16 protein-coding genes are annotated in these 16,068 nt (G+C 41.8%); 3 read left to right on the forward strand and 13 right to left on the reverse strand.

Going from position 1 to position 16,068, the window contains the following annotated elements; genetic code table 11:
- The first annotated feature begins 54 nt into the window (after nt 1–54).
- The 3 genes from BXO88_RS08820 to BXO88_RS08830 all read left to right on the forward strand — a co-directional run bounded on the left by BXO88_RS08820 (nt 55) and on the right by BXO88_RS08830 (nt 2,159).
- The gene (locus BXO88_RS08820) at nt 55–1,269 is read left to right on the forward strand and encodes a hypothetical protein (protein ID WP_078037379.1); all 1,215 of its coding nucleotides are present in this window, start codon (nt 55–57) and stop codon (nt 1,267–1,269) included.
- Between the two features lie 70 nt (nt 1,270–1,339).
- On the forward strand, nt 1,340–1,816 hold the full coding sequence (fliW, locus tag BXO88_RS08825) for a flagellar assembly protein FliW (RefSeq protein WP_206099979.1): 477 nt from the start codon (nt 1,340–1,342) through the stop codon (nt 1,814–1,816).
- A gap of 43 nt (nt 1,817–1,859) precedes the next feature.
- Entirely contained in the window at nt 1,860–2,159 is a 300-nt protein-coding gene (locus BXO88_RS08830; protein ID WP_078037380.1) for a carbon storage regulator, read from the forward strand.
- A 131-nt stretch (nt 2,160–2,290) separates the two neighbouring features.
- On the opposite strand, the gene BXO88_RS08835 is transcribed toward BXO88_RS08830, so the two are convergent.
- From BXO88_RS08835 to flhA, 13 genes are all read right to left on the reverse strand, one after another.
- Nucleotides 2,291–4,174, reverse strand: a complete 1,884-nt coding sequence (locus BXO88_RS08835; RefSeq protein ID WP_168171664.1) for a nucleotidyltransferase family protein — start codon at nt 4,172–4,174, stop codon at nt 2,291–2,293.
- Nucleotides 4,175–4,320: 146 nt separating this feature from the next.
- Nucleotides 4,321–4,722, reverse strand: a complete 402-nt coding sequence (locus BXO88_RS08840; RefSeq protein WP_078037382.1) for a hypothetical protein — start codon at nt 4,720–4,722, stop codon at nt 4,321–4,323.
- 17 nt (nt 4,723–4,739) lie between these two features.
- Nucleotides 4,740–5,141: a flagellar export chaperone FliS gene (locus BXO88_RS08845; RefSeq protein WP_078037383.1), complete on the reverse strand. Its 402-nt coding sequence runs from the start codon at nt 5,139–5,141 to the stop codon at nt 4,740–4,742.
- 54 nt (nt 5,142–5,195) lie between these two features.
- Nucleotides 5,196–6,800, reverse strand: coding sequence for a flagellar filament capping protein FliD (fliD, locus tag BXO88_RS08850; RefSeq protein WP_078037384.1), 1,605 nt, complete (start codon nt 6,798–6,800; stop codon nt 5,196–5,198).
- Nucleotides 6,801–7,022: 222 nt separating this feature from the next.
- Entirely contained in the window at nt 7,023–7,745 is a 723-nt protein-coding gene (locus BXO88_RS08855) for a late competence development ComFB family protein (protein WP_078037385.1), read from the reverse strand.
- A 39-nt stretch (nt 7,746–7,784) separates the two neighbouring features.
- Nucleotides 7,785–8,750: a hypothetical protein gene (locus BXO88_RS08860; protein ID WP_078037386.1), complete on the reverse strand. Its 966-nt coding sequence runs from the start codon at nt 8,748–8,750 to the stop codon at nt 7,785–7,787.
- Between the two features lie 129 nt (nt 8,751–8,879).
- Nucleotides 8,880–9,770: a chemotaxis protein gene (locus BXO88_RS08865; protein ID WP_078037438.1), complete on the reverse strand. Its 891-nt coding sequence runs from the start codon at nt 9,768–9,770 to the stop codon at nt 8,880–8,882.
- Between the two features lie 86 nt (nt 9,771–9,856).
- On the reverse strand, nt 9,857–10,339 hold the full coding sequence (locus BXO88_RS08870) for a chemotaxis protein CheD (RefSeq protein WP_078037387.1): 483 nt from the start codon (nt 10,337–10,339) through the stop codon (nt 9,857–9,859).
- A 3-nt stretch (nt 10,340–10,342) separates the two neighbouring features.
- Complete coding sequence (locus BXO88_RS08875) at nt 10,343–10,966, reverse strand: chemotaxis protein CheC (RefSeq protein WP_078037388.1); 624 nt, start codon at nt 10,964–10,966, stop codon at nt 10,343–10,345.
- Nucleotides 10,967–10,995: 29 nt separating this feature from the next.
- Complete coding sequence (locus tag BXO88_RS08880; RefSeq protein WP_078037389.1) at nt 10,996–11,784, reverse strand: flagellar hook-basal body protein; 789 nt, start codon at nt 11,782–11,784, stop codon at nt 10,996–10,998.
- 102 nt (nt 11,785–11,886) lie between these two features.
- A complete protein-coding gene (locus tag BXO88_RS08885; RefSeq protein ID WP_078037390.1) occupies nt 11,887–12,708 on the reverse strand; it encodes a flagellar hook-basal body protein in 822 nt (273 codons plus the stop codon).
- Nucleotides 12,709–12,788: 80 nt separating this feature from the next.
- Entirely contained in the window at nt 12,789–13,574 is a 786-nt protein-coding gene (locus BXO88_RS08890; protein WP_139355554.1) for a sigma-70 family RNA polymerase sigma factor, read from the reverse strand.
- Nucleotides 13,575–13,718: 144 nt separating this feature from the next.
- Nucleotides 13,719–15,881 carry a flagellar biosynthesis protein FlhA gene (gene flhA, locus BXO88_RS08895; protein ID WP_078037391.1) on the reverse strand — a complete coding sequence of 721 codons (2,163 nt, stop codon included), beginning with the start codon at nt 15,879–15,881 and terminating at the stop codon, nt 13,719–13,721.
- Between the last annotated feature and the right edge of the window lie 187 nt (nt 15,882–16,068).

The following is a 16,068-nucleotide window of genomic DNA, read 5'->3' on the forward strand; positions in this document are numbered from 1 at the left end:
GTGAATATATAACGTGATTTACACTCTATTATAAATCAGGAAAGGAGAACGATCATGCGTGTAACGTCTTCAACCTTTTATAAAGACTATGCTCAGTCCGTTCAGAACCTGAAATCCATCTACAACAAGAGTATGGAACAGGTCTCAAGCGGCAAGAAATATGAGAATGCAGCAGAAAGTCCTTTGGACTACTATGCAGGTAAAAAGATAGATAACCTTTATAACGATGCAGTGACCAAGGACACCATGATAAAGGATGTCATGAACCGACTGGAACAGCAGGAAGCCTCTTCCCGCTCCATGTATTCACAGATGGGCACCCTAAACATTAAGTATGAGCAGATGGCATCAGCTTCTTATCAAGGCTTGGAAAGTACCGTTGATACCATGGTCACACTAATGAAAAACACACAGCAGACCATGGCTCAGGATCTCAACTCTTCATACTCAAATTACTATGTTATGGGTGGAAATGATGCCACAACTGTACCTTTTACTATGTCAGAAAATGGTCTGACTCTAACATTCCATCATAAATTCCCCGGTGATGATACAGCTACAGTTATGAGTATGACTTATGACTATGACAGTAATGGATTTAAATATAAAGGAACTGACAAAGATGGCAACGCTATGGACGAAGACACCACTGTGAAAAAGATAATTCTGGCCATGAGAGAACAGGGACGCATGTCTCTCGGATATGGAGACATTACCACCAGAACGACTTTGCCTGACACCTACTATGGCGGTCTCAATATGGTTACCGGTATAACTTCCGATAGACTCAGAGAGCTGGATCCGGATGAACCACCGTTTCAGAATCAAACAAAGGTAGATGAAGTCTTTAAAGAATTTAAAGATGCCATGAACAACTCGGCTTTTGGACTCAATGCCCGTGCCATCGTTTCCACTGACAATTATCGTAAATCTTTTAATGAGTCTGATACTACATTATATCAAAAACATGATGAGCTTCAGGAAACTATGAACCATGATCTTGCCTATGTTCTGGAACATTGGGACGGTGCCATGCAAAGGGTCAGCAACACCTTTAGACGTATAGGTGTAGTTACCTCCACTCTTGAAGATGTTCAGTCCAGACTTCAGACCGCTCAGGACAGCTATATCAAGGAGTACAACGACCACCTTGCCATCGACACATATGATGCCATAGTGAAGATGTACCAGAATCAGTTCTCATACAATGCAGCTATGCAGGTCGGCTCAAAGATCATGCAGAATTCTTTGTTCGATTTTGTACGATAAGATTGATAATTTTTTAAAAATCATAGCAATATTTAATATAATAAGATATACTTAATGGAGGTTGTCATTCATGTTGACATTAGAAACAAGAGACTATGGCACTATCGAATACGAGGAGTCAGACCTCATTCATTTCACTGATGGACTCTTTGGATTTACAGAGTTAAAGGACTATATTCCTCTCGTTTTGGATGAAAATGAGGATAATACTATCCTTCTTTTGCAGTCCATCGCAAACACAGACATCGCCTTTGTAGTCGTCAATCCATTCTCGCTTGATCCGGATTATGATCCGGTTCTGAGTCCTGAGGAATTGTCGTATCTACATGTCAAATCTGAGAATGATCTTTCATATTATGTTATCTGTGTCCTCAGGAACAACTATCTCGAGAACACGGTCAATATGAAAGCGCCGGTTGTTATTAATCCTGATAAGCGTATCGGCATGCAGGTGATACTTAACGATTCTGAGTATGAATTCAGAAAAAAATTAAGTTCTTTCTCTGCCGTTCAGGAGGGCCTCACACAAAGTGCAGCCAACGCTTGATTATCGGAGGACCGATAAATAAAAGTATAGGGTAGGTGATTTGATGCTGATATTAAGACGAAAGAAAAACGAAAGTATACTCATTGGAGACAATATCAGAATTACTGTAGTAGAAAGTGCATCAGACGGTGTAAGACTTGCCATAGATGCGCCGAAACAGATTTCTATTCTTCGTGAAGAACTTTCCATAGCAGAACAGGAAAACAAGAACGCTACATCGCCAAATCCTGACGCTATTACCGGTCTTCAGGACTCCTTGAAGCATATCACCCTGAAAAAGAATAAACCATCTGCTTCTGACACGAAGCCTTCTGATAAGGAAGCTGAAAAAACTGAAAATTGATTTATACTATTTCCCTTCGTCCACATGACGAAGGGTTTTTGTTTGTTTTTTATCTCTGTAATCATTTCTTTACGAGATGAAAAAAGACGGCTGATCCTTTCAGATTCAACCGCCTGTAAACTTTAGCATACTTATCCGTCTTCCCTGTCTTCAACTTCCTGAATGGTCGGAAAACGCCATTTCTGAACACCCACGGAATTATGATTCTCATCCTGGGCAACAACTATCTCCGGCTCTCTAGGTCTTTTCTGATCCCAGGAATCATCTGAATTCTTATCATCTTTAAATCCATATTCGATCTCACCTGATTCAGTGTACTGTGACGTTATAGTCACCTTATCGGAAGTTCGGTTTTTTTCATTGGACAAAAGATTATTGAACAGCGATACATCCATACCGGCCAGAGAATCTGTTCCAAAGCCAAATACTGACTGATAGTCCTTAGTATCAGATTCTTTTTCTTCATCACCATCAGAATTCTGATCATCACTAGCAGGGGCAGGTCTCTCCTGAGGTCTGGTATCCAGCTTCGGGAACTGCCACAATCCTATCTCTGTCTCTGCATTCTCATCTACTATAAAATCATCTTCACTGACATTATCATCTGCGCTTGCCATGATTTCTTCCTCTAGTTCAGACTTCTGCTGTTCATCTGCAAGTACTGAGTCGAATATCTTTCCGCTCTTGATACCATCTTCCATGGATACTGCTACACCACCGAGATCATCTTTCTCCAACGCCCTTGTTGTCTTTGTCTCTCTCGGAAGATAAGAAATATCACCGGACTTCTTAACTCCTGAAGAGGATTTACTCTCCTTCTTATCCCTGTCATCAGATTCAAACTGTACCCGAAGAGAGGTCTTTATCATCCTTATACCTCTGAACAGCCAGAAAAACGGCAACAGGAAAGGAAATTTCTCCAAAGAAGGATATAACGAGCTCATATACTTGTATTCCGGGAATATCCAAAGTATCTGCTGCTTTACTCTCCTCCAGAAATCACTGCGCTGCTTCTTTCGAAGTTCCTTCTCCTCTTCACGTTTCTCCTTATCAAGTTCCTTCTGTATCTCATTTCTGAGGGTATTGGCCTGTGGTACCATTTCAGTACCGATGACACCACTGGACAGTATACGGCTCTCTACCGCATCATACACTTCTCCATCTTCTATGGTGAGATCCAGTATATCATCCGACCTGGTTCCAAACCACATGGCAGAGATATGAATCATGCATTGAACAAGAATATCTATCTTGAACTCTTTAAATCTTGTCCATATAAAGTTCTGGTTCATCTTTGCCTTGAACTGATGATAGAACAGAAATACATCCAGAAGCTTTCGTACTGTAAGCGCATTTTCACAATAGTTGTAACAGATCTCAGCCATACGGAAAACAAAACTGGACTCCAATGAAAAGGTATGCATGGAATTGAAGGTTCTGTCTATATAAGCTCTCTCCATAAGAGCTGTCATACACTTTTGATAGTTCTTCGTTATGAAGGGAAGCCTATAGTAGATTTCAACCATAAATCCATTTCCTGCACGCATATGCTCTCCAAACTTTGGATAGAAATGATCAGTAAGGTATCCAAGATCTACCAAAAAACCCTTTGCAAGACTATAATCCTTTTCACTGAGAAGTAGTCTCAGTGGACTGTTACTGGCTGTTTCAGGAATTCTGTAAAGGCGTCTCGTGGCTGATGATTCAAGCACCGTCGCGGATATTTTATGCATATTGAGAAGAGTCAGGATCTCAAGCTCCGAATTCTCATAACTTGATGAGTACATAAGACTCTCCTGATATCTCTCAAAAAATCTCTCTCCCCACTTCTCAGGAACCTGCTCCGAAGCCCCCAGCATACCGAGATAGATGATATTGGCTATCTTGTGATAATCAGCCAGATGGAACAGTCTCTCCCAGTCCATCCTCATGCTTCTCTTGGGAATCTCTTTCTGTTTAATGACCGCTCCTGTAAGATTGATCAGATACCTGCCTTCAAATATGGTACGATTCATCACGCTCTCCTCCATAAAATCTGAACATTCAGATTATTAAGGGATCTAACTAATACTTAAATTTTAACACAAAAGAACCACAGAGAACATCTCTGTGATTCTTTATATTTTAATTCTTTTTAATGCTATCTGTCATCATCTGCAGTTCAATCCTTATAATAAGACTCTTCTCTTGCAAGACGCTTATTCAGGAACTTATCCTGCTCCTGAAGTTCTTTTATAAGTAACTGTGTCTTCAGTCTTATATGTTTAACAGCCTTCTCATCTTCATTTTCAGGTTCTATCTCATCAGGTGCACAAAATATAAGCCTGTTCGCATCAAATGCAGCTTTAGGACCTATCTCACCCATTTCACGTATCTTTTGCCATGAATCCTCTACTCTCTCTATGGCTGACATACGCTCATCAAGTATGATCTCCGCAGTGGTGCCATCCTCTCCTGACAGAGCCTCTGAAAGCTCATCTGTAATATTTTTTATGTCCAGAATATAGCTGTATCTACGTTGATATAGCTTAGCCAGTTTTTCAACATCCAAAATATCTTCCATGACTCTCTCCCGATATGTCACCCCACTACGCTTGCAGTCTGAACTATATGCTCATCCTTTACCTGCATACTGGCACCTTCAAAACCATCTCTCAGATTCTGAATGATCTCTATGAGCTTAGGTATCTCATCAGCCTTACGGTTTCCGCCGGCTCTTATCTTCGATAGATCATAAATGAGATAATCGTACAGTCTTCTCAGATCTTTACTTATAGGGACCGACATATCCAGTGTCTTTATAAGGTATCTGATGATCTTCAGTGCTTTCCCGATATACTCTTCAAAAGCTGTATTATCTTGATCCTGTAAAGCTATATCAGCTTTTCGAAGATCCTTCATACATTCATCATACAAAAGAAGCAGTAATTCCACCGGTGTCATAGAATATATCGTATCTTCCTTATATTTATCATAAATCATAAAAACACCCTCTTTACAATATGATTTTATTCACTGTTTATATCGACAAAAATCTTAGGCAGATAAGCTTGCCAGATAATTCGCCTGAGAATTCATGCTGTTTATAAGTTTCTCAAGATTTGAGAACTGTTTGATATATCTGTCCTCTTCTGTCTTGAGCTTACTTTCCCACTTCTTTACCTCTTCATTATAACTTTCTATCTGGTTGTAGATCTGATTCTTCTTTGCAGTAAGTGTCAGCTTATCTGAACCCGCTACCTCAATCAGCCTTCCATAGGAATTTCCGTTACGGGTAGCATATCTTGTTGCATAAGGAGTGAACTTAGCATTAATAACGTTTCCGAACCCCTTACTGTCATCGCTTCCGCACATGACCTTTTCAACTGTTTCGGAATCTGTCTCCATTGCCGCTCTGAACTTTTCCTCGTCGAACTGAAGCTGTCCTCCATCTGCAAAATCATCACTAATAGTAATTCCGATATTCTTTAAATCACTATAGCTTATTCCTGAACCGAGAATGCTGGTCATCATACTGTGAAGAGTATCTGAAAAGTCTCGTATTTCTGTATCATTATAAATGATACCGTCCTTGGCCTTCTTATTCCACTTCTCTATCTCGGTCTCAGTCATTTCATCTTCCTGTTCCTCGGTAAGTGGAGTGTAATCCTTGTTAGGTCTTGTGGTGACTGCTGTATTTACTTCTTCAACCAGCTTGTTGTATTCCTCTATGAAATTCTTTACTCTTTCTGTTGCCTTATCTACATTGGCGCTGGCAGTGAAGCTTACGCTGGCGCTTGCATCAAAGGAGGTGACTTTTCCATCGCTGTCTGTCTGGATGTCACCGAAAACGCCGCTTGCTGTTATCTTAAGTCCGTCTACATTGACAGTAGAGGAACTGCTCTTTACTGCAACAGGGTCAGATCCTCCATAGCTTACATACATGATGGTATCTTTACCGGCTGTGAGTTCGCCTCCGAACATATTTTGTGCTTCTTCATTCAGCTCCACATTACTGCTTTCACCTGTGTCTTTGTCAAAGAACATAAAGCTTCCTGTGCTTTCGATAAAGGTCGCCTTAACTCCGGCATCACTGCTGTTGATTGCATTTACAAGATCGCTTACTGTAGATTCTGAGGTCACACTGAAGCTGGTGCCGTTGATGGTCATGCCTGACAGCTTATCATCAGTGAATCCGAGATCAGCGAGCTTGGTGCTCTTTGAAGCATTTTTTCCGTCCACTTCGAATGATTGTGACGTATAGTATGCAGATGACGCAAGCTGGCTTACTCCCTTTATGGAAACATACTCAAGAACTGCCGAACTGCCGGTAGCCTTAAGTAAGGATGCCGACGAACTGTTCCCGTTAGCTGTAATAACAGATTTTCTGTATAAGTCATTGCTCACTATACTTGTCTTACCGGAATAACTAAGGTAGTTATCTTCCATATCCAGCATCTTTCCGGTGATACTGTTATATGCTTCCTGTCTCCATTCCTGTTTGGTTATATTTTGTTTTATGGTTGCTATCTTGTTAGATGTATTAAGTGTAAGCTGCTCTATCAAAGCATCACGGTCGAGACCGGATGCCAGTCCGCTGAATCCTCTCAGCGAAGTATTTCCCAATGAGCTCGTTGAGCTGCTGCTATCTGAAACTTTCATAATGATGCTCCTTCATGATAAATAAACAGACCTTCCCTGGCCTAAACAGAATATCTCCTAAACACAGTATCGGCAAAAATCCGGATTATATAACTAAAAAATCAAAAAACTGAGAACTTCACCTTTACGATGATGTTCTCAGTTGAAAAATATCTCAGATTATACCTCTTTATGGGGGCTCAATATGCAATACAGCGGTATGTATCTATCTGAATACACCCTTTACTGTATCCTGTCACTTCCGTGATGAGGATGCTCTTTTACATCTCTTATGGCTCTCATGATAGAAGAAAGTATATCCATCTTATAGTTGTCATGATAAAAACTGATCCTTGCGTTGGTATTCTTTTTATACATGACAACATATTTGGCCGGAAGATGAGAAAGGGTTGCAGCCAGTACATCGGCCTGACACCTCTCACAGGTACAGCAGGACATATTCTGCATGTATTCGAGGATATTCTCACTCTTCAGGCACTCCTGCATGATATTTACTATATGGAACCCCTGCTGGATCTTCGCCTCTCCGAAGACACTTTCTTCCAGGTGTTTCTGTATGGCATCAGACAGCACATCCTTTTCTTCCTGAGACTCCACTCTTATGGCTTTACGTTTCTCCTGAACCACCTCATTACGAAGTGCTATATTGTCTATTCCGTATGAAGGTCCGGCGCTGTAATCAGAGCCAACGACTTTTTTTGATTTCCTTGTCTTTCCCTTTGTACTCTTTTCGTCTTTCATCTGTTCATCCTGCAGCTTATTTTCCGTTTCTTCCTCAGCTTCCTTTCCAATCATACGGTTTATGGCTTCCATTTCTTCTTTCTTTTTTTTATCTACGGACTCATTTTTCAGTCCTTCCCTGATGGTGTCCGCTATAGTTTCAGCAAAACTTGCAGCATCATCCGAATTATGAAATGATTTATCTTTATTCTGCATATCATCCATGGTTTATCCCTCTTAACATACAGCTGTCTGCCTATATGCTTACTCATTATCTTTTTCGTAAAACAGGTTTATTTCGTCTTCTGTCGGGAATCTGTCTACCTGTTCATCTATAGTAGTTTCGTTAAGATCATAATAGGTAGCCATGATCTCCGTTCCCAGGTTGCTACGGCGGTACATAAGAGATGAATTCCATTCATTTGCCGAATACTCTATACCGTCTATGTAGTAAACCACATCACCATATTCATTATAGCCGAAATCATAGTGTTCTACACCCTGAAAGAAATATTCGCCTGCCTTAAGCTGCTGAAAATCAAACTCATTTATATCCTTGGAGATGACCAGCCATACATCACCGAGATTCACCTCTCTTTTAAGCACAGCAACTTCATCAGAGGTGAAATCCGATTCCATGACAGCATAGTATTCCTGCTTTTCCGGATTCCATATCTGTATATCCAGGACCTGACGGTTATCCGAATCCTTATTTATGACGATTATATCCCTGTATTCATCACAGTTGAGATCATATAGCGCAAAAGCTGCATTAGAAGCGTTTAAATAGGTCAGATACTGCTTCTGTTCTGATGTAACGGTATTTTTCTTGTTGAGGTCAGAAATGATCTTTTTAAGGCTTTTTTTAGCGCCCTCTCTCCATTTTCCAAAAGACACAAGTTCAGTTCCGTCCGGGCCTACGAACTTGTCACCGCTTACGGTATACTCATTTCTCTTCTTGGTTCCGTCTGCGCCCAGATAGTATTTTTTTCCATCCTCATTATCGGTCTGCCACTTATCGGTGGTCATCAGTCCACCGCTGCCTATATAGTATTCATTTCCGCTGTCAGTGATCCATTGATTCTCCACCGGCTCATCATACATATAGTAGTAGTACCATTTACCGTCTTTATATAACCAGTTTTCCGCGCTGGACGTAAAAGATACAGACAGAGCAGAAAGAACTGTCATAATCATGAAAAGCACTATATGGTGTGATTTAAATTTCATACAGATCATTCTCCCCACCCCTTTTCTGTGTACAAAGACCACGAGTATCCAAAAAACACTATCGTTCTATGTTTTTACCCATAAATCCAATAAAGGCAGGCATTTCTGCCCGCCTTACAGCTTAATATATCATGCACCTTTAAAGTTTTTCTTTCTCTGTTCTTCATATCTTCCGATAAGAGTATCCATGATATGAACCAAATGTCCGATCTCCGGCTTAGAAAGCTGTTCATCAGCTCCCAGCTCCTTACCCTTCGCACGCATCTGCTCATCGATAAGTGATGAGAAGATGACCACCGGAATATGTCGGAGATGAGTATCCGACTTTATGAGCTTAGTAAGTCTGTGACCATCCATCATAGGCATCTCAAGATCAGTTATTATGATGCTGACCTTTTCATAGACGTGTGGATCATCTTTCAGACCGTCAAGATAATTCCAGCATTCCTGTCCATTGTTGAACATATTGATATCTGTAAAGCCTGCTCTCTGAAGAGAATCCAGTATCATCTTCTGAAGAAGGACTGAATCCTCTGCGATAACTATAGGAGCCTGATTGATAGGTCTGTCACCCATCTCATCGATTTCCGATACCTGAATAGTTGTTTCCGGAGAGATCTCTGCTACGATCTTCTCAAAATCCAGAACAGTAACCAGCTGATCATCACACTGTGCGATACCTGTCGCAACTGATTCATCTCCTGAACCTAGAGTCTTGTCAGGCTTCTGTATACTCTTCCATGAAATACGGCTGATTCCTTCGATACTGTCTACTCTGAAGGCAACCATCATTTTATTGAAACCTGTTATGATAAACAAATCTCTGTCACCGTAATCTTTACGTTCTCCCGTAAGATACTGTCCGAGATTTATAACCGTAATAAGCACATCTCTCGGCTTAAAGAATCCCTCAACCGCAGGATGAGAGTGTGGCATAGGTTTAACTTTTTCGGTCATCATGATTTCGACTACCTTGGCTACATTGATGCCATAGTACTCTTCCATGACCTTGAACTTCATGATCTCAATTTCATTTGTACCGGACTCAAGCAGAATTCCGTCCTTTTTATTGTTCTTCAATTCAGGTTTCCTCCTAACGGCTAAAATTATAAATGTTTCTCCGGATGACCAAAGGTTTTTATCACGACGTCCCCTGTTGCCACATCCAGGCTCATAGTTCTCGCATAATTGGCACCGCAATCCTCTGCACGGATATGGAATCCATCCCGCTGCAGGATCTGACGTACGGTCTGCGCGTTCCGCTCTCCTATATTACCGAAATTTGCATTTCCGCTGATCTCGAACATCTTGGCTCCACCTGCAATCTTGACGATGGCTCTGCTTTTGACCATACCAAAGGCTGTAAGCTTACGAATAGTCTCTGCAAGACCGGTATCCGCATATTTCAGTATATTAGCGTCATCTTTGTTTTGTCTAACAGGGAGCATGATATGAAGTAATGCTCCCAATTTCAAAACAGGATCATAAAAGGCTATTCCTATACATGAGCCTAACGCATACGTGATGATCTCACCCTGTCCGCGCGTCAGCTTCATGTCGCCGATCCCGACTTTCAGCTGTCTATCCATAGATTAACCAACCCCTAACTTTTCCAATATACGATTCAGGGATGCAATATCAGGTAACATGAGCAGCCAGTCGTTGTATGTCTTACCATCTATTACGAAATCTGCACTGCAGTACATAAGCTTATCTGTTTCATATCCATACTCTGCTATAGGAACTGTAAGGATGGCTCCTAGCATGTTCACAGCTGCACTGGGAACCGAAAGAGAGATATTCATATCTACAAGTTCAGTAAATGCATTGACATAAGAACAGATAATGATGTTACCTATCTCTGTAAGGGCCGAATGTGCCATCGCATCCATCTGTTCGAATCCTGCGTAGGATATACCCATCATTTTATCAAAAATGGTATTTGCGAACTCAAGATTGAAGAGAAACAGCATCAGACCGTTTAGATCCCCGTCCATTTTTACCAGTGTTGCGCCGACGATCTCTTCTATGTTTCCTCCGATCGCCTCTATAGCTTCGTCATAACCAAGTATCTTGACCTGAGGAATAGTAATACGGACTTCCTTTTGGAGCATCTGTGACAAAGATGTTGCCGCATGCCCTGTTCCTATACTTCCAATCTCCCTCATGACATCCAGATCCTGAAGGTTCATCTCGCTATAATCTTTTATCCTCATTACTTTATCCCCACTTAAACATTATTATTTTATCTCAAAGTATTGATGGTACCTTCTATCTCATCGGAAGTGGAAACCATCCTTAACGCATATGAAAAAGCTCTCTGACTTTCTATGACCTTGGTCATCTCCTTAGCCAGATCCGTGCTGGAACTTTCTATCGCACCCTGCACTATAGTCGGATTTCTGATAAGTGACGCTGTATTCTGTGTGTCCCCCTCCTGCACGATGAACTCATTGTCCCCTTTACTTAATAATCGGCTCGGATGTGGAAAAGTATAAACTCCAACCGTAGGTTTTTCTTCAGTTTCTTCGGTATTTTCCGTGGTAGTTTCTGTTGAAGTCTCTTCTTTACCTGCGATCTTATCGAGATCCAAAACATCCGCCTTCAGTCTCTGACCCTTCTGATCCAGAACATATTTTCCTGCCTCTGTCATGAGATAAAATTCCCCATCAGCCATAAGGCCACTGTGAAAATGACCGTTTCTGGTATATGAAATGGAATTATCTCCCGGATCCTGAAGCATAAAGAAGGCATTATCATCCATCAGGGCATAATCCGACGGTTGATTGGTGGTATTAAGCCCTGATAGCCTGAAATTCATATTTGTCTGGTGCACTACGGCACCTGCTCCTGCCTGAAGCTCTGTTATGGCTTCTCTGGAGTCGTTCAAATTGTAATTTATCAGCTCTCTGAATGGGGCTGATTTGGCTTTATAGCCGGTAGTGTTGATATTGGCTAGATTGTTGGAAGTGATGGCAAGCCTCTTCGTAAAATTTTCGGCTCCCACTGTTCCTGTCCAAAATGACATATTCATATATCGCCCTCCATGACCATGCACAAGTCGAGCCTACCCGAACTCATAACTGACCTGTCTATAAAAGTTCGAATTACCTCATTCAAACAATATCCTCATAAATTACAGTCTTCCAACATCGGAAGAAGCCTTTCCCATGACCGTATCATACATCTTAAGCATCTGAGCCGCACTCTGAAGAGCCCTCTGTGAAGATATCATGAGTGTCATCTCATCCACCATATCAACATTTGCTTTCTCAAGCATGGTCCACTGTAACTGGGTACCATCAGTACCGTTAACTACAGTTGCTGCCTGATTTGTGGAATACAGCCCGTTATCCTCCTTATGAAGCTGTGACAGATCCTCGAAATCAACAAGCTTTATCTGACCATAGGAAACAGGCGGAGCTGCTTCCTCAGTTGCAACTGCTCCCTGAGTTTCGGTATAAAGAGCTGCTTTCGATGTATCCACAAGTATGTTTCCGGATGTATCTACAGTGAAGTTTTCAGTTGGTATCTGTATGGGCTGATCATCAGCCCCCAAAACCCTGCCGAGACCGTTAAGCTCCAGATACCCCTCACTGTCAACAGAAAAAGAACCGTCTCTCGTATATCTCGTTCCTGCCGTTGTCTGGATGGAGAACCATCCGTTGCCTCCTATAGCAAAATCATATATGTCGTCTGTCTGTTCGAAAGCTCCCTGCTCAAAGTCAGTGTAGGTCTGCTCTGCGGTAACTATCTTTGATGTGGTTGCGAGGTCCGTAGGATTATCTTTGTTGTACTTTCCGGTACGGATAAGCATCTCCTCCTGAAATGTCTTTGACGTCATAGTATCTTTTTTATAACCTGCCGTCTGTACATTGACCATGTTGTTGCTGACTACATTCAGCTTTCTCTGCTGAGTCAGCATACCGGATGTCAGATTGTAAAAACCCTGATACATATTTCTCCTGTCCGGGCAACACCCTTTAAATTCCGCACTAAAAAAATTAAATAGCGGGTATCAAAAAACTCACTCACAGATTATGACATCCTGGCCATGTAGCTCTTCAGCTTCTCTATAGCTATAGAATGAAGCTGAGATACTCTCGGCTGACTGATATTCATAACTTCTGCAATCTGGTTCATATTTAATTCGTCAACATAGTATAAAGATATAACCTTTTTCTCGCTATCTTTTAAAGAATCGATGGCTCTGGCCAAGGTTGCTACTGTTTCGCCCTGCAAGAAACTCCCCTCCGGTTGTACATTTACATCCTCTGACGCCACCTGAAAAAGCGTCTCATCATTATCATCATAGGTCATGTCCAGTGAAAGTACATTGACCATGGTTCGCATACGATCGACCTTTTTGATCTTCTTCACATCCATCTTGTAGTACTTGGAGATCTCCTCATCGCTTGGACAGTGTCCAAGTTTTCTCTGGAGTTCATCTCTTGCATCTTCGATGTTCTTGCGATCCCTGTGATAGTTTCTGGGCATCCAGTCGTTCTTTCTGATCAGATCTATGACCATGCCGCGTATACGTCTCGAGATAAATGTTTCGAACTTGTTGTCCTTCTCCACATCATAACGGTCTATGGCCTTCATGATCTCGATGACACCTTCATTGATGATATCCTCAGGCTGCATGGTGTCGTTATAAACATCTCTCATCTGATAAGCCACACTCTTTACGATGTAGATGTAACGCATGGTAAGCTCCTGCTTGACCCGATTATCTCTCGTCCTCTTGTAGATTAAGAACAGTTCTTCGTTAGTCCTTGTTTCAAGATCTTCTACTCTCTCCCTATAAATTGTATCCATCATAAAACTCATCCCCTCTAACTAAAATACCTATACTATGTTCTGATCTTCTTTTCTCCTGTCACTAATATAATGGTGAAAATGTCACAATAATGTCACTAATTCCACTTATTTGAAAAAAACTTTTTGTAATTCAACCCCTAAAATTTAATTTTCCAGTTTTAGACTTCCTATAGCCTGAATCTGAACATTATTTGCCACTTCGTTAAACGACAGAACCCTCACCTGCGGATAGAACTGCTCTATCAGATGATAGAAATGAGCTCTCATAACCTCTGAAGTAAGAATAACCGGTGTCTGCGAAAGATCCTTAAATTTCTTCATCTCATCGGAAACCTGTCGTACGAGACTCTGAAGGATCTCAGGACTCAGTGCCAGATAATAGCCGTTCTCACCCTTTGACAGAGAGCTCACCATGGAACGTTCGAGATCTGCATCCAATGTTACGACCTTCATATTGCCGTCTTCGCAATACATCCTGGTTATTGTTCTCTTCAAAGAGATTCTGACCTGTTCGACCATCGAATCTATATCCTTTACAGGCAGTCCGTTCTCTGTGATCACGTCCACCATAGTCTCTACTATGGTCTCCAGATCCTTGATGGATACGCCTTCCTTAAGGAGCAGTGTCAAGACTTTCTGTAAAAGATTATAGGAAACCAGAGTTGGAAATGCCTCACCCACCAGCTCCGGTGCCGATTTCTTCAGATTCTCCACCAGCCTGAATACTTCCTGTCTGGTGATAAGTTCGTAGCTATGCTGTTTTATGACCTCACTCATATGGGATACAAGCACAGAAAGCGGATCGATAACAGTATAACCGTACATCTCTGCTCTCTCACGATTTTCAGGCTTTATCCATTTGCTAGGGATGCCGTAAGCCGGCTCGATGGTCTCTATGCCATCTATCTCCCTTTCAACATGCTCGGGCTCCAGTGCAAGATAGAAATCCGTAAGGATTTCTCCTACCGCAACTACTTCCCCCTTGATCTTTATGGTATACTCATTGGTTCCCAGCTTCGCGCTGTCTCTCAGCCTCACTGAAGGAATGACATACCCCATATCCTGAGCATACTGTCTTCTGAATACCACAATTCGGCTTATCAGCCTTCCTCCGACAGACTCATCCGCCAAAGGAATGAGACTGTATCCGAAGTCTACTTCTATAGGTTCAACCTGAAGCAAATGATATACATTGTTGACATCCTTGAAGTACTCTTCCTGCGTCTGTGCAGGTGCCTTTTCAGTTTTAGCTTCCTGTTCTTCTCCTGCAGGCTCTTCCATGCCGACATTTCCGATTCTCTGTCTCGCACTGTGACTGGCCGCCCTGTATGCTTCAGCCCTGACTGCCTCCGGAGCTTCAAGTATCCTCCTCTGCATCATATATCCGGCTGCCATAAATCCAAAACCTGTTAAGAGGATCTGGAAGATCGGCATACCCGGGATGATACAAAGTACACAAATGACACCGCCTGCGATCATAAAAGATCTTGGCTGTGCCAAAAACTCCTTTGAGATGTCCTCGTTAAGTGATCCCTCTGCCACGGCACGTGTAACGATCATGCCGGTTGCTGTAGAAATAAGAAGTGATGGGATTTGTCCCACAAGACCATCACCAACGGTTGCAATAGTGTATGTGTTTAATACGGTACCTATGTCCTGTCCGGACTGAACGATACCTATGACACTACCGCCTATCAGGTTGATCGCGGTAGTGATCAGTGACATGACTCCGTCACCTTTTACGATCTTCGTGGCACCATCCATGGAGCCGTAAAAATCGGACTCTCTTTGAACATTCATCCTTCGACGTGCAGCTTCCTGCTCATCGATGAGACCCGCATTAAGATCCGAGTCGATAGCCATCTGCTTTCCCGGCATAGCATCGAGGTTAAATCTTGCTGAAACCTCAGCTACACGTTCAGCACCCTTAGTGATGACTGTGAAGTTCATGAGAACGATGACGATATAGATTACAAGACCGACAACAACATTTCCCTGCAGAACGAAGTCACCGAAAGCCTTGATGACCTGTCCAGAGAAACCGCCAGTGGACAGGATGTTTCTGGTTGTTGAAACATTGATTCCAAGACGGAACAGTGTAGTTAACAGAAGCAATGACGGATAGATCGAAAATTCCAACGGGCTGTGGATCGTCATAGTGATGACCAGGATCATCATGGATAGTGCCATATTAAGGACTATACACATATCCGCCATAAAGGGCGGAAGAGGGATGATCAGCAGCAGTATGATGACCAGTGCCATAACAACTATGGAATTATCTGCAATAAATTTCGTCCATTTCATAGTCTGTGATCTGTTTTCTTATTCTTTTTATTCTACTCTCTATACCCTACGTACATAATTAAGATATATGATTATTATAAATGTAATTAATCATATTGTCTCGATTAAATTATAAAAACTATTAATTTTTTTGTAATAATATTTAATTATTACAGTTTTTTGCCATTTTTAAGAATCTACTTTCAGT

It is taken from the genome of Oribacterium sp. C9, from assembly GCF_002007235.1.
Lineage (GTDB): Bacteria > Bacillota > Clostridia > Lachnospirales > Lachnospiraceae > Oribacterium.